Below are 20,720 nucleotides of genomic sequence, written 5' to 3'. Positions count from 1 at the left end.
GGGTGCCTCAGTCCACCAGGTCCCGCACCACCGCGTCCGCCAGCAGCCGGCCCCGCAGGGTGAGCACGGCGCGCCCCGCCTCGTACGGCCCCTCCTGGAGCAGCCCGTCGGACAGCGCACGCCGGGACGCGGCCAGGCCGTCCGGGCGCAGCAGGTCCAGCGGGACGCCCTCCCGCAGCCGCAGTTCCAGCAGGATGCGCTCCACCCGGCGGTCCTCCTCGGTGAGGACTTCCCGGCCGGCGCCCGGGGAGCGGCCGTCCGCCAGGGCCGCCGCGTACGCCCCGGGATGCTTCACGTTCCACCACCGCACGCCCCCCACGTGGCTGTGCGCGCCGGGTCCCGCGCCCCACCAGTCGGCGCCGCGCCAGTACAGCTCGTTGTGCAGGCAGCGGCCCGCTTCCGAGGTCGCCCAGTTGGACACCTCGTACCACTCGAAGCCCGCCGCGGCCAGCGTCTCCTCCGCGATCAGGTAGCGGTCGGCGTGCACGTCGTCGTCCGTCATCGGGATCTCCCCGCGCCGGATCCGGCGGGCGAGCCGGGTGCCCTCCTCCACGATCAGGGCGTACGCCGAGACATGGTCGGGGCCGGCGCCGAGGGCCGCGTCCAGCGAGGCCCGCCAGTCGTCGTCGGACTCGCCGGGGGTGCCGTAGATCAGGTCCAGGTTGACGTGCTCGAAGCCCGCGGCGCGGGCCTCGGCCACGCAGGCCTCGGGGCGGCCGGGGGTGTGCGAGCGGTCGAGGATGCTCAGCACGTGCTGCCGGGCGCTCTGCATGCCGAAGGAGATCCGGTTGAAGCCGCCCTCGCGGAGCGTGGCCAGGTAGGCCGGGTCGACCGACTCCGGGTTGGCCTCCGTGGTGACCTCCGCGTCGGCCGCGAGGCCGAACTCGTCGCGGATCGCCCCCAGCATCCGCACCAGGTCCTCCGCGGCCAGCAGCGTGGGCGTGCCGCCGCCGACGAAGACCGTGCGGACCTCGCGCGGGTCGTCGCCGAGGACCTTGCGGGCGAGGCGGACCTCGTCGGTCAGCGTCCCGGCGTAGTTGTCCCGGGAGGCGAGCACCCCGCCGGTGCCGCGCAGCTCGGTGGCGGTGTAGGTGTTGAAGTCGCAGTAGCCGCAGCGGGTCGCGCAGTAGGGGACGTGCAGATAGAACCCGAGGGGCCGCTCGGCCGCCCCGTGGAGCGCTTGCACGGGCAGCGCCCCGTCATCGGGAACGGGCTCACCATCGGGAAGTGCGGAAGGCATGCCTTCCATTGTCCAGCACCACGGGAGAAAGCCCGCGGGCCGGAGGACCCGCGCCCGAGGCCCCAGGGCCCGAAAGCCGGGGCCCGAGGACCGAGGCCCGAGGACCGAGGCCCAAAGACCGGAAGTCGGAGGGCCAGGAGCCGGGAGCCCGAGGCCCGGGAGCCCAGGGCCCGAGGACCGGGAGCCCGGGAGCCGGAGGACCGGGAGCCGGGAGCCCGAGGACCGGGAGCCCGGGAGCCGGAGGGCCAGGAGCCCGAGGACCGAGGACCAGCAGCCCGAGGACCGAGGACCAGGAGCCCGAGGACCGGGAGCCCGGGAGCCGGAGGCCCGAGGACCGGAAGTCGGAGGGCCAGGAGCCGGAGGCCCGAGGACTGGGAGCCCGGGAGCCCGAGGACCGGGAGCCCGAGGACCAGGAGCCCGAGGACCGGGAGCCCGGGAGCCGGAGGACCGGGAGCCCGGGAGCCGGAGGACCGCGAGCCCGGGAGCCGGAGGACCGGGAGCCCGGGAGCCCGGGAGCCGGAGGACCGGGAGCCCGGGAGCCCGAGGACCAGGAGCCCGGGAGCCCGAGGACCAGGAGCCCGGGAGCCCGGGAGCCGGAGGGCCAGGAGCCCAGGAGCCGGAGGGCCAGGAGCCGGAGGCCCGGGAGCCGGGGCGGCCGGATCGGTGCGGGGCGGCTCCGTATGCGGCACCCTTGCGTCCGTCAGTCGCACTCGGCCTGAAGGACCAGCAGGGCCAGGTCGTCCTCCGGTGGGCCCGTGCCGAAGTCGTGCACGAGGCGGCGGATGCGTTCGGCGATCGGTTCCGCGTCGAGCCCGGCGCAGCCGGCGAGGGCCGTGGCGAGGCCGTCGCCGTCGTCGAACTGGCGGGAGCCGGAGCGCCGTTCGGTGACTCCGTCGGTGACGCACAGCAGGGTGTCGCCGGGCCTCAGCTCGAAGGTCTCGCAGGCGTACGTCTCGTCCTCGATCACCCCGAGCAGCGCCTGCGGCCGGGCCGCCGTACGGACGCCGCCCTCGCGCCCGAGGACCAGCGGCAGCGGGTGCCCGGCGGAGGCGAGGGTGCAGCGCACTCCGCCGTCGAAGGGGACCAGCTCGCCGTACAGCAGGGACAGGAAGCGCGTCTGGGTGTCGCCGGGGACCGGAGTCCGTCCGCCGGCCGCCACCAGGACGCGCGCCGCGGCGTCGGCGGCCTCCGTGGCGTCGTCGAGGAGGAGTTGGTTGAGGCGGTCCAGGACGTCGGCGACGCCGTAGCCCTCGCGGGCCAGCAGCCGCAGCCAGGGCCGGGCGAGCCCGATGACGACGGCGGCCTCGGGGCCCTTGCCCTGCACGTCCCCGACGGCGAAGCACCAGCGGCCGTCGCCGGCCGGGAAGAGGTCGTAGAAGTCGCCGCTCGGACCGCCCTTGTCGCACGGCTCGTACACCAGCGCACTGCGCAGACCGGGGATCTCGGCGACCGCGCCGGGCAGCAGGCCGCGCTGGAGGACGGCGCTGATGGTGGCCTGGCGGGCGTACTGCCGGGCCGCGCCGATGGCGAGGGCGACCCGGCGGCTGAGGTCCTCGACCAGCCCCGTGACCTCGTCGGGGAAGCGGATCAGCCCGGTCCGCCCGATGACCAGCGTGCCCAGCGGACGGCCGCCCGCGATCAGGCGGTACGCCAGCGCCGCGCCGTGGGCGGCGTGCGGGCCGAGGGCCTCCCTGGGCCAGGGATAGGGGCCCGGCCCGGACCGCAGGCCGTCGGCGGGGCGCGGCGGGTCCTTCTCCAGGGCCCGGCGCAGTTCCTCGATACGGCTCTCGCTGCCGTGCCAGACACGGGCGAGCCGCGGCCCGGCCGCGCCGGTCCCGTCGCCCCAGCCTCCGCCGCCCTCGCCTCCGCCCCAGCGCGAGGGCCCCCACCGGCCGGTGGACTCGTCCTCCAGCCACACCGCGCACCAGTCGGCCAGCCGGGGCACGAGCAGCTGTCCGGTCAGCGAGGCGACCAGGTCCTCGTCGAGCTGTCCGGCGAGCAGGTCGGAGGCCTCTGCGAGGAAGGACAGCGCGCCGCGCCCCAGCCAGTCCCGGTCCCGCCCGGCCCCCTGCGGCTCGGGCGCGAGGACCTCGGCGATGCCGAGCCCACGCTCCGCGCCGTACGCCTTTTCGTCCTCCTCCGCCGTGCCGGCGGCCTCGGCGGGCAGCCGCGCCCACACCGTCTTGGCGCCGGTCCGGTAGGTGACGCCCCACGCCTCGCAGAGCGTGGCGACCAGCCGCAGACCGCGGCCGTACTCCGCGGGTTCGTGCGGGGCCCCGGAGCCGTGGTCGCGGGGGGCGCGCGAGGGATGGCGGTCGCACACCTCGACCACGCAGGCGCCGGTCTCCGGCTCCAGCCGGCAGGTCAGCTCGACGTCGGTGCCCGCGTGCACGACCGCGTTGGTGACCAGCTCGCTGACCACGATCAGGGCGTCGTCGGCCAGTCGCTCGCCGATCTCGAACCCGAGGTCCGTCCACTCGGCCAGCGCCGTGCGCAGCAGCGCGCGGGCGGAGCCCGGTGCGGGGGAGCCCCCGGGCAGTGTCGCGTGCGCCTGCGGACACGCCCCCACGCCGTGCGCGGCCGCTCCGGACGCGTGCGCGGGCACCTCGGAGACGCGGGAGACGGTCTCCCGCTGCGTCGGAATGGCCCCCATCTGCGGCTCCCCGGCGGTCCGGACGAATCGGTTCGTCGATGCCGACAGGGTGACAGACCGACTGCGTCCATAAGCAACGAGTTACCGAAGTGTGCCGCCTTGCATGGAAACTGCACCACCGGAGTGATCAAATACGGACAGATCCGGGCGCCCGCGAACGTATTCGGCGATCATTCCCCGCGCACCCCAGGCGCGCGGGGAGTTCACCGGCCGTGCCGGCTCAGTGATCACGCCTCACGCGCGCCCGCGTACATCTCGTCGATCAGATGCTTGTACTCGCGCTCCACCACGGGCCGCTTCAGCTTCAGGCTCGGGGTGATCTCGCCGTGCTCCACGTCGAGGTCGCGCGGCAGCAGGCGGAACTTCCTGATGGTCTGCCAGCGCTGCAGGCCCTCGTTGAGCTGCTTGACGTAGCCGTCGACCATCTCGACCGTCCGCGGCGCGGCGACGACCTCGGCGTACGGCTTGCCCTCCAGGCCGTTCTCCTTGGCCCACTCCCGGATCGCGACCTCGTCGAGGGCGATCAGCGCGGTGCAGAAGTTCCGGTCGGCGCCGTGCACGAGGATGTTGGAGACGTACGGGCACACCGCCTTGAATCGGCCCTCGACCTCGGCGGGTGCGATGTACTTGCCGCCGGAGGTCTTGATGAGGTCCTTCTTGCGGTCGGTAATGCGCAGATAGCCGTCCGGGGAAAGCTCGCCGATGTCGCCGGTGTGGAACCAGCCGTCGGCCTCCAGCACCTCGGCGGTCTTCTCGGGCAGCTTGTGGTAGCCCTCCATGATTCCGGGGCCGCGCAGCAGGATCTCGCCGTCGTCCCCGATGCGCACCTCGGTGCCGGGAAGCGGCTTGCCGACCGTGCCGGTGCGGTAGGCCTCGCCGGGGTTGACGAAGGAGGCGGCGGAGGACTCGGTCAGGCCGTAGCCCTCGAGGATGTGGATACCGGCGCCGGCGAAGAAGTAGCCGATCTCCGGGGCGAGGGCGGCGCTGCCCGAGACGCAGGCGCGCAGCCGGCCGCCGAAGGCCTCGCGGATCTTGGCGTAGACGAGCGCGTCGGCGACCTTGTGCTTGGCGGCCAGGCCGAAGGGCGCGGAGCGGGTGCCGGTGCGCTTGAAGTTGTCCTGGGTGACCTTGGCGTACTCGCGGGCGACCTCGGCGGCCCACTGGAAGATCTTGTACTTGGCCGGGCCGCCGGCGCGGGCCTTGGCGGCGACGCCGTTGTAGACCTTCTCGAAGATGCGCGGGACGGCCGCCATGTAGGTGGGCTGGACGACCGGCAGATTCTCGATGATCTTGTCGACGCGGCCGTCCACGGCGGAGACGTGCCCGACCTCGATCTGGCCGGAGGTGAGGACCTTGCCGAAGACGTGGGCGAGCGGCAGCCACAGGTACTGCACGTCGTCGGCGCCGACCAGGCCGGTGGCGGCGATGGCCTTGGCCATGTACGACCAGTTGTCGTGCGGCAGCCGGACGCCCTTGGGGCGGCCGGTGGTGCCGGAGGTGTAGATGAGCGTGGCGAGCTGGTCCTTGGTGATCGCGCCGACCCGCTCCTTGATCAGCTCGGGGTGCTCGTCCAGGTACGCCGCGCCGCGCCGCTCCAGTTCGGCCAGGCTGAGCACCCGGTCGCCGGTCTCGACGCCGTCCGCGTCGATGACGACGACGTGGTGCAGCTCGGGCAGTTCGGCGCGCTTCTCCTCGGCCTTGGCCAGCTGCCCGGCGTTCTCCGCGATGAGCACCCTGCTCTGGGAGTCGGAGAGGATGAAGGCCGACTCGTCGGCGTTGGTCTGCGGGTAGACCGTGGTCGTGGCGGCGCCCGCGCACATGATGCCGAGGTCGGCCAGCAGCCACTCCACACGGGTGGAGGAGGCGAGAGCGACCCGCTCCTCCGGCCGCACGCCCAGTTCGACGAGTCCGGCCGCGATCGCGTAGACCCGCTCGGCGGCCTGCGCCCAGCTCAGCGACTTCCACTCGTCCGGACCTTCGCCGGTGGGGGTACCGCCCGCGCGTTCAGCAGCGGGGGAAGCCGGTACGGGGTAGCGGTAGGCCTCGGCGTCCGGTGTGGCCGCCACGCGCTCCAGGAAGAGGGCCGCCACGGACGGCGGACGGTTCTCGAACAGGGTCTGTGCGTCGCTCACGACATCCTCCGGGGCCCGCGACAGTGCGGCTGGCTCTTTGCGGCTGGGGTGACTCACGGGTGGTGGTTCGGACTGCTGCTTAACTCACGAGTAACCAACGAGCAGGATCAGACTAAGGCGCGACCGGCCACCGCGTAAGGGCCCGTGCCGGGTCACTTCCCACAGAGAGCTACCGCGCGGATGCGCCGAGGCCCGCCGCGCTTTCGCACGACGGGCCCCTTTTTCACCCGGTTCACCGGGTGCCGGGCGCACGCCCTCGGCTACCGGGCGGTCACTTCTTGCCCTTGGCCGGTCCCGCACCGTCATCGCTGGAGAGCACCGCGATGAAGGCCTCCTGCGGAACCTCCACGGAACCCACCATCTTCATCCGCTTCTTGCCCTCCTTCTGCTTCTCCAGCAGCTTCCGCTTACGGGAGATGTCACCGCCGTAGCACTTGGCGAGGACGTCCTTGCGGATGGCGCGGATGGTCTCGCGGGCGATCACCCGGGAGCCGATGGCGGCCTGGACGGGCACCTCGAAGTTCTGCCGCGGGATGAGCTCCTTGAGCTTGGCCACGAGCCGGACGCCGTAGGCGTACGCCTGGTCCTTGTGGGTGATCGCCGAGAAGGCGTCCACCTTGTCGCCGTGCAGCAGGATGTCGACCTTGACCAGGGAGCTGCTCTGCTCACCGGTGGGCTCGTAGTCCAGGGACGCGTAGCCGCGGGTCTTGGACTTCAGCTGGTCGAAGAAGTCGAAGACGATCTCGGCGAGGGGGAGCGTGTAGCGGATCTCGACGCGGTCCTCGGAGAGGTAGTCCATGCCGAGCAGCGTGCCGCGGCGGGTCTGGCACAGCTCCATGATCGCGCCGATGAACTCGGTGGGCGCGAGGATCGTGGCCCGCACGACCGGTTCGTACACCTCGGCGATCTTCCCCTCGGGGAACTCGCTGGGGTTGGTGACCGTGCACTCGACGCCGTCCTCCATGATCACGCGGTAGACCACGTTGGGCGCGGTGGCGATCAGGTCGAGCCCGAACTCGCGCTCCAGCCGCTCGCGGATCACGTCCAGGTGGAGCAGGCCGAGGAAGCCGACGCGGAAGCCGAAGCCGAGGGCGGCGGAGGTCTCCGGCTCGTAGACCAGGGCGGCGTCGTTGAGCTGGAGCTTGTCCAGCGCCTCGCGCAGCTCGGGGTAGTCGGAGCCGTCCAGCGGATACAGGCCCGAGAAGACCATCGGCTTGGGGTCCTTGTAGCCGCCCAGCGCCTCCTCGGCGCCCTTGTGCTGGCTGGTGACGGTGTCACCGACCTTGGACTGGCGGACGTCCTTCACACCGGTGATCAGGTAGCCCACCTCGCCGACGCCGAGGCCGTCGGCCGGCAGCATCTCCGGGGAGTTGGTGCCGATCTCCAGCAGCTCGTGGGTGGCGCCGGTGGACATCATCCGGATCCGCTCGCGCTTGTTGAGCTGACCGTCGATGACACGGACGTAGGTCACGACACCCCGGTAGGAGTCGTAGACGGAGTCGAAGATCATCGCGCGGGCGGGGGCGTCCGCGACCCCGACCGGGGCCGGGATCTCCTTGACCACCCGGTCGAGCAGCGCCTCGACGCCGAGGCCGGTCTTGGCGGAGACCTTCAGCACGTCGTCGGGTTCGCAGCCGACGAGGTTGGCCAGCTCCTCGGCGAACTTCTCCGGCTGCGCGGCCGGCAGGTCGATCTTGTTGAGGACCGGGATGATCGTGAGGTCGTTCTCCATCGCCAGGTAGAGGTTGGCGAGGGTCTGCGCCTCGATGCCCTGGGCCGCGTCGACGAGCAGGATGGTCCCCTCGCAGGCGGCGAGCGACCGCGACACCTCGTACGTGAAGTCGACGTGCCCCGGGGTGTCGATCATGTTGAGGATGTGCGTGTTGCCGGGGTCGTGGGTGGGGGCCCACGGCAGGCGCACCGCCTGGGACTTGATCGTGATGCCGCGCTCGCGCTCGATGTCCATGCGGTCGAGGTACTGGGCGCGCATCTGCCGCTGCTCGACCACCCCGGTCAGCTGGAGCATCCGGTCGGCGAGCGTGGACTTGCCGTGGTCGATGTGCGCGATGATGCAGAAATTGCGGATCAGAGCCGGGGCGGTACGGCTCGGCTCGGGCACGTTGTCAGGGGTCGCGGGCACGCAGGGTCCTGTTTCTTGAGGCGCCTTATGCCTCGGGTCGGAACGATACGTAGCTTCCATGGTCCCACGGGCGGGGACCGGCGACCGGTTTGGGCCGCCCGGCGGGCCGCTGGTAGCCTGGGCGACTGTGTCTCATGCCCTCTTCGCGCGAGGCACATCTCAAGAAATCACCGGTACGGGACCCGTGCGGCCCCGTACCAGAACCTGAAAAGGCTCATTCGTGGCGAACATCAAGTCCCAGATCAAGCGGAACAAGACCAACGAGAAGGCCCGGCTGCGCAACAAGGCCGTCAAGTCCTCTCTGAAGACCGCGATCCGCAAGGCCCGCGAGGCCGCTGCCGCGGGTGACGTCGAGAAGGCCACCGAGCTCCAGCGCGCTGCCGCGCGTCAGCTCGACAAGGCCGTCTCGAAGGGCGTCATCCACAAGAACGCGGCCGCCAACAAGAAGTCGGCGCTGGCCTCCAAGGTCACGGCCCTCAAGGGCTGAGCCCCTTCCTTGATCTGAACGGATCCCCAGGGATCCGACTTGGCCGGAAGGACCGAGGGCGGGCCCTCTCTCATCCGCCCCCGACCGGCACCCCCGGATCCGCGCGCGGCCTGCGTTCGCCACGCGGGCGCGGAACCGAACGGCGTGACCCGCAGACCCCGTCACACTCCCTTTCCCCAGGGAGAGCGACGGGGTCTTCGGCGTGTCGCGGAAGCGTGGAGGTCGCGGAAGCGTGAAGAGAGGCCTTCGCCGTGGGGTGGCGCGGGCCGTCATGCCGTGGGGTCGCGGGCCGCCTCAGCCGCGTCCTCTGGAGCGGGCCGCCCGGGCGATGGTGACCACCGCCTTCTCCAGGGCGTACTCGGGGTCGTCGCCGCCACCCTTGACACCCGCGTCGGCCTCGGCCACCGCGCGGAGGGCGACGGCCACGCCGTCCGGGGTCCAGCCGCGCATCTGCTGCCGGACGCGGTCGATCTTCCAGGGCGGCATGCCCAGTTCCCGCGCAAGGTCGGCCGGGCGGCCGCCGCGCGCGGACGACAGCTTCCCGATCGCCCGCACGCCCTGGGCGAGCGCGCTGGTGATCATCACCGGTGCCACGCCGGTGGCCAGCGACCATCGCAGCGCCTCCAGCGCCTCCGCCACCCGCCCCTCGACGGCCCGGTCGGCGACCGTGAAGCTGGACGCCTCGGCCCGCCCGGTGTAGTAGCGACCGACGACGGCCTCGTCAATCGTCCCCTCGACGTCGGCGGCCAACTGCGCCACCGCCGACGCCAACTCCCGCAGATCGCTGCCGATCGCGTCGACGAGCGCCTGGCACGCCTCAGGTGTGGCCGAGCGCCCCAGCCCGCGGAACTCACCCCGCACGAAGGCGAGCCGGTCGGCCGGCTTGGTCATCTTCGGGCAGGCCACCTCGCGCGCACCGGCCTTGCGCGCGGCGTCGAGCAGGCTCTTGCCCTTGGCGCCGCCCGCGTGCAGCAGCACCAGCGTGATCTCCTCGGCGGGCGCCCCCAGGTACGCCTTGACGTCCTTGACCGTGTCGGCCGACAGGTCCTGCGCGTTGCGTACGACCACGACCTTGCGCTCGGCGAAGAGCGACGGACTGGTCAGCTCGGCGAGCGTGCCGGGCTGCACCTGGTCCGGGGTGAGGTCCCGTACGTCCGTGTCGGCGTCGGCGGCCCTGGCGGCGGCCACCACCTCCCGCACGGCACGGTCGAGCAGGAGGTCCTCCTGCCCCACGGCTAGCGTCACCGGGGCGAGAGGGTCGTCGTTCGCAGTCTTCCTGGCCATCGCGACAAGCATCCCACGGACCACTGACATCGATACTCGTAGGCGGGTTCCGGCGGTCGCGGCCCAGCCACTGACTGACGCCCTTCCGGCCTGATCCGAACGAGAGACCCTAGGGCTCCTCGCGCCAGCCCTCCCACTCCGCCGCGAACGCGTCCAGCTCCGCCGGATCGAGCCGTTCCTCCTCGTCACGGAGGACGACGAGCCACTGCGCGTCCTCGGCGTCGTCCTCACCGGCCAGCGCGTCGCGGACGATCCGCGGCTCCTCGTCGACCGCGAACCGCTCCGCGAGCGCATGCGCCACCTCCTCCGCGGCATCGCGGTCGGGCAGCACCAGCACGTGTCTCACATCGCTCACGGGGCCATTGTCCGGCACCCCGCCATGACGGCGGCCGGGCGGCGCCGAACGGCCCTGCCCGGCCGTCTGCCGAACGGCCGTGCCCGGTGGGCCCTCAGGCCTTGGGGACGAGCTGCACGTCGAGGGCCACCTGGATGGTGGGCCCGACCACGGCGATCCCCCGCGCCAGCATCGTCTGCCAGCTCACCGTGTAGTCGTCCCGGTGCAGCTCGGTGGTGGCCCGGCAGGCCGCCCGCACCTCGCCCTGGATGCCGTTGCCGAGCCCGAGGTACTCCGTGTCGAGTGTGACCGTGCGCGTCACCCCGTGCAGCGACAGCGCGCCGGTGACGGCCCATCGGCTGCCGCCCCTGTGCACGCACCGCTCGCTGTAGAACTCGAGCGTCGGAAAGTTCGCCACGTCCAGGAAGTCCGCCGAGCGCAGATGGTCGTCGCGCATCCGCACGTTGGTGTCGATGGACGCGGCGTCGATCACCACGTGCATCGCGGACCGCTCCACGGGATCGGAGATCCGCACCGCCCCGGCGAAGGAGTTGAACCGCCCGTGGATCCGGGCCAGCCCGATGTGCCGGGCGGTGAAGCCGATCGAGGAATGCGTCGCCTCTATCTCCCAGTCGCCCGGCGCCGGCAGGTCCGGCGGCTGGGCGACCTGGAGGGTCACATCGCCCAACGGGGCCAGCGAGTTCTCGCCGACGAACACGGTCGCCCGGTGCGGCGTGTACCCCTCCGCGGAGATGGCGAGCCGGTACTCCCCCGCCGGCACCGTCGCCAGGAACAACCCGTAGGGATCCGTGCCGCCGCTGACCACCGTGCGCCCCATGGTGTCGCTGACGGTGAACTCCGCGTGCGTCACCGGCTCGTTGACCGGATCGAGCACCCGGCAGCTCAGCACCCCGGCGTCGGGCGGGGTCCGCACCGCCGCGAGCGGACTCGCCTGTTGCACCCGGTTCCCCCGGTTTCCCAGCCAGCGGCCGAACATCTACGCCACCCCATGCATGCCTCGACATCTCTGTTGCCGAAGAAGTATTCGATCACCAACAGGGCATTACCGGCAACACGAGCCCACATCGCGAGAATCCGGCACATGCCATGGGACTGCACACAAGGAGCATCAACTGGCTGCTCATTGACAGAAAGTGAACATTTTCACGTCACCTTCCTCACAATCGGCACGCACTCCCGGCGTTCAGTCCAGCGCCACGCGCACCTCCGCACCCGTCCCGGTCACCGCGAGCGCCCCGTCCCGGTCCGTGCGCAGCACCACCGCACCCAGCGCGCGCAGGGCCGCGACGGTGAGGGGAGCCGGGTGTCCGTAGGGGTTGTCCGCGCCGCAGGAGATCAGGGCCAGCCGCGGGGCTGCCACGCGTATCAGGTCCGGGCTCTGGTACGCCGAGCCGTGGTGGGCGACCTTGAGCACGTCCACGCCCGCCAGTCGTGCGCTCATCGGGGAGTCCAACAGCGCCTGCTGGGCCGGGGGTTCGAGGTCACCCAGGAGCAGCAGCCGCAGTCCGCCGGAGTGGACGAGCAGCGTGACGCTGGCGTCGTTGGGTCCGTCCGGGTCCCGGGCTGGGGACGGTGGCGGCCACAGCACCTGCCAGGTCACGTCACCGGTGCCGCGCTGTTCCCCGACACCTGCCTGGGTGAGCGGGACGCCGCGGCGGGCCGCCTCCTTCCGTACGAACTCGGCCTGCTGCGCGGGTTCTTCGTATCCGGTCGTCTCGATCGCGCCCACGGCGCGTCCGCGCAGCACGCCTGGCAGGCCGGCCACGTGGTCGGCGTGGAAGTGGGTCAGCAGGACCAGCGGGATCCTGGTGACGCCGAGCTTGCGCAGGCAGTGGTCCACCAGTGCCGGGTCGGGTCCGGCGTCCACGACCACACCGGCGCCGCTGCCCGCGGCGAGCACCGTCGCGTCACCCTGCCCCACATCGCACATCGCGAACCGCCACCCCGGCGGCGGCCAGCCGGTGATCACGCGGGTCAGCGGCGGCGGCTGCACGACCACCAGCAGGAGCAGTGCCCCGCAGACCCCGCAAAGCCATGGGTGTCTCAGCAGCCACCGGCCCACGAACACGGCCGCCGCCGTGACGAGGACCAGCAGCAGCGCCCCGGTCCAGTTGTCCGGCCAGTCCACTCCCCCGCCGGGCTGGGCCGCCCCGGTCCGGGCCACGTCCGCGATCCACCCGGCCGGCCAACTCGCGCACCAGGCGAGCACCTTCGCCACGGGCATCGCTACCGGTGCCGTCGCCAGCACCGCGAAACCCAGCACGGTGGCGGGCGCGACGGCGGCCTCCGCGAGCAGGTTGCACGGCACCGCCACCAGACTCACCCGGGCCGACAGCACGGCGACGACGGGCGCGCACAGCGCCTGCGCCGCGGCCGCCGCGGCCAGCGCCTCGGCCGCCCGGGCGGGCACCCGGCGCCGGCGCAGCGCCGCGCTCCAGCGGGGTGCGAGGGTGAGCAGGGCTCCGGTGGCCAGCACCGACAGCAGGAAGCCGTAACTGCGCGACAACCACGGGTCGTGGAGCACCAGCAGCAGGACGGCCGTCGCCAGGGCCGGGAGCAGCGATCTGCGGCGCCCGGTCGCGAGGGCGAGCAGCGCCACCGCTCCGCAGGCCGCGGCCCGCAACACGCTCGGGTCGGGCCGGCACACGACGACGAACCCCAGGGTGAGCGCGGCCCCGAGCAGCGCGGTGCCGCGCAGGGGGAGGCCGAGCCGCGGTGCGAGACCGCGGCGCTCCACCCGCTGGGCCAGGCCCGGTGGCCCCAGGAACACGACGAGGAGGATGGTGAGGTTGCTCCCGGAGACGGCCAGGAGGTGCGTGAGGTCCGTCGCCTTGAACGCCTCGTCGAGTTCGGGGGTGATCCGGGAGGTGTCCCCGACGACCAGGCCAGGCAGCAGCGCCCGCGCGTCCGCCGGCAGACCGTCGGTCGCCGCGCGCAGCCCGGCTCGCAGCCGGCCCGCCAGCCGCTGCGGCGCGGACGGCTCCGCCACCACCTCGGGCGCCGCCCGGTCCAGGACCCGGAGGACCGCCGCGATCCGGTCGCCACCCGTCATCGGGGGCTCCAGCCGCGCGGTCACTCTCAGCCGCGTGGAGGGCAGCAGCCCGAGCCAGGGCGAGCGCCGCGCCCCTTCCGCCGGGTGCCCGTCGTGCCCGTCCTGCGGGCGTCCGGGGCTCCCTGACGGGCCCTCGGCGCGGGTCGCCGTCTGCGAGCCGGTGTTGACGAGGATCAGCACCGGAGTCCGGGTCACCACGGCCTCCGCCCGGCCGAGTCGCTCGACGCGCAGCACCACGGCGTCCATCCGTACGGAGGCGGGTGCCTGGCGGTCGCCACGCACCCGGGGGCGGGTGAGACGGGGGTCGGACGTCAGCTCCACCTCGGCGGTCACCGTGGCGAACTGCCGCGCCAGAGCGGGCACCGGACCCCGCCGCACGTCCGCTCCGTGGAGCCCGGCGGACGCGGCGGCAGCGGCGGCACCGAGCAGCGCGGCGGCAGCGGAGGAACGCGCCCAGGCGGCACGCGCCCACGTCCGCCCTGCGGTAGGGGCGGGCGGCTGTCCCACCGCGGGTGTTCCACGTCTTCCGCGTCGTCGGCCGAGCAGGAGTACGGCGGCAACGGCGAGGCAGGCGACCACGAAGCCGGTCACCCGGCCCGTGGAGGCGTCCAGCGCCACCGCCGCCGTCGCCCAGGCCGCGAGGGCGGGCGGGACGAGCCGGAGATCTGCCGGTCCTTCCTGCCGGGGATGGGCGGCTCCCAGCCGCTTGCCGGAGGCGGCGTGCACCGCCGGGCGGACGTGGGGCGGAGTGAGTGGGGGCTCGGCAAAGGCGGGACGGCCGGGAAGCGCGGGGCCTCGCTCGCCGTCGGTGTGGGTGTCGGGGTTCACGGGCTGACCAGGTCGCGCAGATCGGCGAAGCGGCGCGCGCCGATGCCGCTGACCTCACGTAGCTGGTCCACCGAACGGAAGCCGCCGTGCTGCGTGCGGTAGTCGATGACCCGCCGGGCCAGCACGGGACCGACGCCGGGCAGGGTCTGCAGCTGTTCCGCGGTGGCCGTGTTGAGGGAGACCGGGGCCGTGGAGGTGCCCGCCGCACCTGTACCGGTCGCTCCGGCGAGGCCCGGCCCGGGCGCGTCCGGTACGGCGGCGGGGGCCGGGCCGCCGACGACGACCTGTTCGCCGTCCACGAGGAAGCGGGCCCGGTTCAGGCCGTCGGTATCGGTGCCGGGACGCACCCCGCCGGCCGCCTGGAGCGCGTCGGCGACCCGCGACCCGGCCGGCAGGCGCTGGATCCCGGGGCGCCGGACCTTGCCGCTGACGTCCACCACGATCTCCGTGCCGGGGGACGGCGGGGCGCCCCGCGCGGTGACCGGGACCCCGGCCGGGGTGCCCTTTCCCTGTGCCTGGCCCTCGTGGGGAGCCACGGCACGCACCACCTCGGGTGCCTGGACCGTCTGTGTGCGACCGGTCCAGAAGTGCTGCACGGCGAAGAGCGCGGCGACGGCGAACAGCGCGGTGAGCGCCACCACGTTCCTGCGCTCCAGCCCGCACCGCGTCTGCAACCACAATGGCATCCGCTCGCGCACCGCGGCCCCGGCCCGCTCCCGCCAGTCCGGCACCCCGGCAGGACCCACGCGCCCCGCCTCGGCGCCGGCGCCCGTCTCCACGACACCCCGCACAGCCACGGGGCCCGCCCCAACCGGCGCGGCCGAGCAGCTGACTTCGCCCACAGCATCGGGGCTCGCACGACCCGCGCCAGACGGACTCCCGTCCCCCGAACCCCGGTCGTCCACCACAGCCGGGCCGACATCGGCCACCGAAGCCGAGCCTGTACTGGCCACCACAGCCGGGGGCACCTCCCGCACGGCGACAAAACCCCCTTCGCCCAAGGCAGTCGAATCCGTGTCGCCCACAGCAAGCGGACCCTCGGCAGCCACGCCTGTCTTCCCCGCAGCGCCAAGACCCACATCGGCCACGCCGTTCGAACCCGTGCCGCCCACCCCAAGCAGGCCCGCGTGTGTCTCGTCCGGTGGGCGGTCGGTCCCGTCCGGCGTCGCGGTGGCCCAGGACGGGCTGGGGCGCAGAGGCCGTATCGGCGGCGCCGGGTCAGCGCCGGTCTTCGGCTTGGGCGCTGCTTCCGGGGAGGCGCTGCCCGGCTCCCCGGCCCGCGTGACGCGTTCGGCGAACAGTGCCCGCGCGCGTCGGTGCAGATCCTCCGCCGAGGCGTGTGAGCCCCGGCGGGCCGGTGGGCGGCGGTGGCGGGTACGGCCGTCCGAGTCGGGGGCGCGGCCCGGGCCGCTGGTCGCCGCCGCTGTGCGTGAGCGTGATCGAAGTGCCATGCCAGGAGCATCGGCCCACCCGGCACAGTCGCGATGATCTTGCTCAATTTCCGGGGACTACCGCCCGGTTGTGGACAACTCGCTCACCCGTACGGGTCACCGGGGCGAGACCACGACCCCCAGCAGCCCCGGACCGGTGTGCGCGCCGATCACCGCGCCGACCTCGCTGACGTGCAGGTCGGCCAGGCCGGACACCCGTGTGCGCAGCCGGTCCGCGAGGGCCGACGCCCGTTCGGGAGCGGCGAGATGGTGGACGGCGACATCGACGTCGGCGCCGGCCGCGCGCTCGGCCACGATCTCCTCGAGGCGGGCGATCGCCTTCGAGGCGGTGCGCACCTTCTCCAGGAGTTCGATACGGCCGTCCTGCAACTGGAGCAGCGGTTTCACTGCGAGCGCGGAACCCAGCAGCGCCTGCGCCGCGCCGATGCGGCCGCCGCGGCGCAGATAGTCGAGGGTGTCGACGTAGAAGAAGGCGGAGGTGCCCCCGGCACGCTTCTCGCCGGCGGCGACCGCCTCGTCCACCGTGCCGCCGGCCTCCGCGGTCTCGGCCGCGGCCAGGGCGCAGAAGCCGAGCGCCATCGCGACCATCCCGGTGTCCACCACCCGTACCGGCACCGGAGCCTCACGCGCGGCGAGCACCGCGGCGTCGTGCGTGCCGGAGAGCTCCGCGGACAGATGCAGGGAGACGATGCCGCTCGCGCCGGACGCCGCGACCCTGCGGTAGGTCTCGGCGAACAGTTCCGGGCTGGGCCGCGAGGTGGTGACGGGCCGCCGCTTCTGCAACGCCTGAGCGAGTGAACGCGTCGAGATCTCGGTGCCCTCTTCGAGCGCCTGGTCGCCGAGGACCACGGTCAGCGGAACCGCGGTGATCCCGTGGCGCTCCATCGTCCGCGGCGGCAGGTAGGCCGTTGAATCGGTGACGATCGCGACATGGCGGGACATGAGCTGGAGGTTACCTGCCGTAGTGCCCCGACGGCAGCCCAGCCCCCTCTCACCGGGTCACGTGTGGCCGGATCGGACCGAAGTCAAGTCGTGCTCTCGGGGCGGGGCTTCTTCTGCCAGGGGTAGGTGGGGCGACGGCCCGGCGGGGTGATGGCGGGCTGGGTCGGCTCCTCGGCGGAGGCCTGCCGCGGGCCCCCGGGCCAGACCTGCGGGTCCGCCGCGGCACCCGGTGGCGCGGTCGTCGGCCCGGTCGTCGGCCCGGTCGTCGGCTCCGTCTTGGTCCAGTGGCGCAGCGCGCCGGCCTCCACGTCGATCTGGGCGCTCAGCGCGTCCAGGTCGTCGTCGGCGAAGCGGCGGGCACGGTCGCGGGCCGCCCAACGCAGGGAGTCGGCCGACTCCGTGATGCGCCGCGTGCGTTCGCGCAGGGCCGGGAGCCGCTCGGTGAGCGTCGCCCGGTCCGGCTCGGCCTCCAGGCGCTTGAGGTCGCCGTCCAGTTCGCGCCCGTGCGCGCTGAGCCGCTCGAACAGGGCGATGGACTCCTTGAGGGACTCGTCCTCACGCACGCCCGCGTACAGGGCGTCCTGGGTGGCGCGCATCGAGGTGCGCAGGGTGAGCCGCAGCTGGGCCAGTTCCCCCGCCGGACCGGGCTGGGCGAAGGACTTGGCCCGCAGCGTGTGGTCCTCGACCGTGCGGCGGGCCTGGGTGATGGTGCGGTCCACACTGCGCTTGGCGGCCCCGACCACCTTCACCGCGGCGTAGGCGCCGAGCACCACGAACACCACGAAGAGGAGGACGAGGACGGTGCCGACTGTTTCCACGGCGCTCCTCCTCCGGCTCGCGCGGCACCGGCGCGCCGCCCTTCCACGGTAAACGCAACGGGCAGGCCCCGGGTTCCGGAAGAACCCCGAACCTGCCCGTAGGGGACTACCCCGAGGCACTCACGCCCCGCCCCTCACACGCTCACGCCGAACGCTCGCTCACGCCGGAACGATGTTCACCAGCTTCGGCGCCCGCACGATCACCTTGCGGATGCCCGCACCCTCCAGCGCCGCGACGACCTTCTCGTCGGCCAGCGCCACCTTCTCCAGTTCCTCCTCGGAGATGGCCGGGGAGACCTCCAGGCGCGCCTTCACCTTGCCCTTGACCTGGACGACGCAGGTCACGGTCTCGTCGACGACGTACGCCGGGTCGGCGACGGGGAAGTCCTGGTGGACGACCGAGCCGGTGTGGCCCAGCTTGTGCCACAGCTCCTCGGCGATGTGCGGGGCCAGCGGGGCGACCATCAGCACCAGCGCCCCGGCGACCGAGCGCGACACGGGCCGGCCCGTCTTGGTCAGGTGGTTGTTCAGCTCCGTCACCTTGGCGATGGCGGTGTTGAAGCGCAGGCCCTCCAGGTCCTGGCGGACGCCGTCGATCGCCTTGTGCAGGGCGCGCAGCGTCTCCTCGTCGGGCTCGGCGTCGACGACGGTGACCTCGCCGGTCGACTCGTCGACGATGTTGCGCCACAGCCGCTGCAGCAGCCGGAACTGGCCCACCACCGCGCGCGTGTCCCACGGCCGGGAAACATCCAGCGGGCCCATCGCCATCTCGTACAGGCGCAGCGTGTCGGCCCCGTACTCGGCGCAGATCTCGTCCGGAGTGACCGCGTTCTTCAGTGACTTGCCCATCTTGCCCAGCAGCCGGGAGACCTTCTCGCCCTGGTAGTGGTAGGCGCCGTCGCGCTCCTCCACCTCGGCGGCGGGCACCGCGATGCCGCGGCCGTCCCGGTAGACGTAGGCCTGGATCATGCCCTGGTTGAACAGCTTGTGGAACGGCTCCGCGGAGGAGACGTGCCCCAGGTCGTACAGGACCTTGGACCAGAAGCGCGCGTACAGCAGGTGCAGCACGGCGTGCTCGGCGCCGCCGACGTACAGGTCGACGCCACCGTGGGGCATGCCCTCGCGGGGGCCCATCCAGTAGCGCTCGATCTCCGGGTCGACCAGCTGCCGGTCGTTGTGCGGGTCCAGGTAGCGGAACTCGTACCAGCAGGAACCGGCCCAGTTGGGCATGGTGTTGGTCTCGCGGCGGTACTTCTTCGGCCCGTCGCCCAGGTCCAGGGTGACGTTGACCCAGTCCTCGTTGCGCGACAGCGGCGTCTCGGGCTGGGTGTCGGCGTCGTCCGGGTCGAAGGTGCGCGGCGAGTAGTCCTCGACCTCGGGCAGCTCCAGCGGCAGCATCGACTCGGGCAGAGCGTGGGCCACGCCGTCCTCGTCGTAGACGATCGGGAAGGGCTCGCCCCAGTAGCGCTGACGGCTGAACAGCCAGTCGCGCAGGCGGAAGTTGACGGTGCCCTCGCCGATGCCCCTGCGCTCCAGCCACTCGGTGATGCGCGCCTTGGCGTCGGCGACGCCCAGGCCGTCCAGCTTCACGTCGTCGCCGGTGGAGTTCACGATCTTCGCGTCGTACGAAGCGAAGGCGTCGTCCCAGGTCGACGGGTCCGTGCCGCGGCCGTCGCTCGGCTCCACGACGCAGCGCACCGGCAGTTCGAAGGCGCGCGCGAAGGCGAAGTCGCGGCTGTCGTGGGCGGGGACGGCCATGATCGCGCCGGTGCCGTAGCCCATCAGGACGTAGTCGGCGATGAAGACCGGGACCTTCTCGCCGTTGACCGGGTTGGTGGCGAACGCGCCGGTGAAGACGCCGGTCTTGTCCTTGGCCTCGGCCTGGCGCTCCACGTCCGACTTGGAGGCGGCCTGGGCGCGGTAGGCGGCGACGGCCTCGGCCGGGGTGGCGTGGCCGCCGGTCCACACCTCGTGGGTGCCCTCCGGCCAGGCGGCCGGGGTGAACTTCTCCACCAGCGGGTGCTCGGGCGCCAGCACCATGTAGGTGGCGCCGAACAGGGTGTCCTGGCGGGTGGTGAAGATCGTGATCCGCTCGCCGTCGATCGGGAAGTCGACGCGGGCGCCCTCGGAGCGGCCGATCCAGTTGCGCTGCTGCAGCTTGATGGCCTCGGGCCAGTCCAGCTCCTCCAGGTCCTCCAGCAGCCGGTCGGCGTAGGCGGTGATGCGCATGTTCCACTGGCGCAGCTTGGCCTTGAAGACCGGGAAGTTGCCGCGCTCGGACCGGCCGTCTGCGGTGACCTCCTCGTTGGCCAGCACGGTGCCCAGGCCGGGGCACCAGTTGACGGGCGCGTCGGAGGCGTAGGCCAGGCGGAACTCGCCCAGGACCTCGGCGCGCTCGGCGGCGCTCAGCTCGGGCCACGCGCGCGTGTGCCCGGGCACGGCCCGCTCACCGGACTCGAACTGGGCGATCAGCTGGGAGATCGGACGGGCCTTCTTCGCCTCGTCGTCGTACCAGGAGTTGAAGATCCGCAGGAAGATCCACTGGGTCCACTTGTAGTAGTCCGGGTCGATCGTGGCGAACGACCGGCGCTTGTCATGGCCCAGGCCCAGCCGGCGCAGCTGGGCCTTCATGTTCTCGATGTTGGCCTCGGTGGACACCCGCGGGTGCGTGCCGGTCTGCACGGCGTACTGCTCGGCGGGCAGGCCGAAGGCGTCGAAGCCCAGGGTGTGCAGGACGTTGTGGCCGGTCATCCGCTGGAAGCGGGCGTACACGTCGGTGGCGATGTACCCCAGCGGGTGACCGACGTGCAGGCCCGCACCGGAGGGGTACGGGAACATGTCCATGATGAACTTCTTGGGCCGGGCGACCTGCTCGGGGTCGCCCGCCAGGTCACCCTTGGGGTTCGGCGCCGCGTAGGTGCCCTCGGTGTCCCAGAAGTCCTGCCAGCGTGCCTCGATGTCGGCCGCCACGGCGGCCGTGTAGCGGTGCGGCGCTGCCACCTCGGAGGGGGCAGCGGGGTTCGTCTCGCTCATGATCCTCAAAGCTCCATCGATCGTCTCTGCCCACGGCTGCGACTTTCGGAAACGAAAAATCCCCTCGCACAGGAGGGGACGCCGCGCCGATGCCGACCATCCGATTGGTCCGGCGGTCGGGACTGATCAGCGCGGCTCGCTAAGCAGAAGGCGTACGGCACGCATGGCGTCAGGGTACCGCAGCCGTCGAGTGCGGGGCGACGAGCGTCCGCGGAGCGGGACACGGACCCCGGCGAGTCGTGAGGGGCCGGGGATTCGTTTGTGAAGGTTCAGAAAACTGAACATCGTTCAAATTTACACCCGGC

At 72.6% G+C, this 20,720-nt stretch carries 13 protein-coding genes; 1 reads left to right on the top strand and 12 read right to left on the bottom strand.

Going from position 1 to position 20,720, the window contains the following annotated elements; genetic code table 11:
* Window positions 1-7 precede the first annotated feature (7 nt).
* The 4 genes from hemW to lepA form a co-directional block, all read right to left on the bottom strand.
* Entirely contained in the window at window positions 8-1,240 is a 1,233-nt protein-coding gene (hemW, locus tag ACFY4A_RS00905; RefSeq protein WP_390827269.1) for a radical SAM family heme chaperone HemW, read from the bottom strand.
* Between the two features lie 700 nt (window positions 1,241-1,940).
* Window positions 1,941-3,893, bottom strand: coding sequence for a SpoIIE family protein phosphatase (locus tag ACFY4A_RS00900; protein ID WP_390827268.1), 1,953 nt, complete (start codon window positions 3,891-3,893; stop codon window positions 1,941-1,943).
* Window positions 3,894-4,120: 227 nt separating this feature from the next.
* Window positions 4,121-6,025, bottom strand: coding sequence for an AMP-dependent synthetase/ligase (locus ACFY4A_RS00895; RefSeq protein ID WP_390827267.1), 1,905 nt, complete (start codon window positions 6,023-6,025; stop codon window positions 4,121-4,123).
* 271 nt (window positions 6,026-6,296) lie between these two features.
* On the bottom strand, window positions 6,297-8,165 hold the full coding sequence (gene lepA, locus ACFY4A_RS00890; RefSeq protein WP_390827266.1) for a translation elongation factor 4: 1,869 nt from the start codon (window positions 8,163-8,165) through the stop codon (window positions 6,297-6,299).
* Between the two features lie 220 nt (window positions 8,166-8,385).
* Between lepA and rpsT the strand changes: the two genes are divergently transcribed.
* Entirely contained in the window at window positions 8,386-8,652 is a 267-nt protein-coding gene (gene rpsT, locus ACFY4A_RS00885) for a 30S ribosomal protein S20 (protein ID WP_390827265.1), read from the top strand.
* A gap of 294 nt (window positions 8,653-8,946) precedes the next feature.
* Here the strand turns inward: rpsT and holA are convergent, their stop codons facing one another.
* The 8 genes from holA to leuS all read right to left on the bottom strand — a co-directional run bounded on the left by holA (window position 8,947) and on the right by leuS (window position 20,415).
* Window positions 8,947-9,936: a DNA polymerase III subunit delta gene (gene holA, locus ACFY4A_RS00880; protein ID WP_390827264.1), complete on the bottom strand. Its 990-nt coding sequence runs from the start codon at window positions 9,934-9,936 to the stop codon at window positions 8,947-8,949.
* Between the two features lie 109 nt (window positions 9,937-10,045).
* Complete coding sequence (locus ACFY4A_RS00875) at window positions 10,046-10,291, bottom strand: hypothetical protein (protein ID WP_390827263.1); 246 nt, start codon at window positions 10,289-10,291, stop codon at window positions 10,046-10,048.
* Between the two features lie 94 nt (window positions 10,292-10,385).
* Window positions 10,386-11,267: a YceI family protein gene (locus ACFY4A_RS00870; RefSeq protein ID WP_390827262.1), complete on the bottom strand. Its 882-nt coding sequence runs from the start codon at window positions 11,265-11,267 to the stop codon at window positions 10,386-10,388.
* 207 nt (window positions 11,268-11,474) lie between these two features.
* Window positions 11,475-14,069 carry a ComEC/Rec2 family competence protein gene (locus ACFY4A_RS00865; protein WP_390827616.1) on the bottom strand — a complete coding sequence of 865 codons (2,595 nt, stop codon included), beginning with the start codon at window positions 14,067-14,069 and terminating at the stop codon, window positions 11,475-11,477.
* A gap of 98 nt (window positions 14,070-14,167) precedes the next feature.
* Complete coding sequence (locus ACFY4A_RS00860) at window positions 14,168-14,950, bottom strand: helix-hairpin-helix domain-containing protein (protein WP_390827615.1); 783 nt, start codon at window positions 14,948-14,950, stop codon at window positions 14,168-14,170.
* 768 nt (window positions 14,951-15,718) lie between these two features.
* The gene (locus ACFY4A_RS00855) at window positions 15,719-16,564 is read right to left on the bottom strand and encodes a DegV family protein (RefSeq protein ID WP_390827261.1); all 846 of its coding nucleotides are present in this window, start codon (window positions 16,562-16,564) and stop codon (window positions 15,719-15,721) included.
* Between the two features lie 83 nt (window positions 16,565-16,647).
* Window positions 16,648-17,382 (bottom strand): hypothetical protein, encoded by a 735-nt coding sequence (locus ACFY4A_RS00850; protein ID WP_390827260.1) that lies wholly within the window; start codon window positions 17,380-17,382, stop codon window positions 16,648-16,650.
* 159 nt (window positions 17,383-17,541) lie between these two features.
* Window positions 17,542-20,415, bottom strand: a complete 2,874-nt coding sequence (leuS, locus tag ACFY4A_RS00845) for a leucine--tRNA ligase (protein WP_390827259.1) — start codon at window positions 20,413-20,415, stop codon at window positions 17,542-17,544.
* Window positions 20,416-20,720: the final 305 nt, after the last annotated feature.

Origin of the sequence: Streptomyces sp. NPDC001292 (assembly GCF_042896465.1) — a bacterium.
GTDB lineage: Bacteria > Actinomycetota > Actinomycetes > Streptomycetales > Streptomycetaceae > Streptomyces.
Note: the sequence above shows the minus strand (reverse complement) of the source record. Positions and strands in the feature narration are given on the sequence as shown.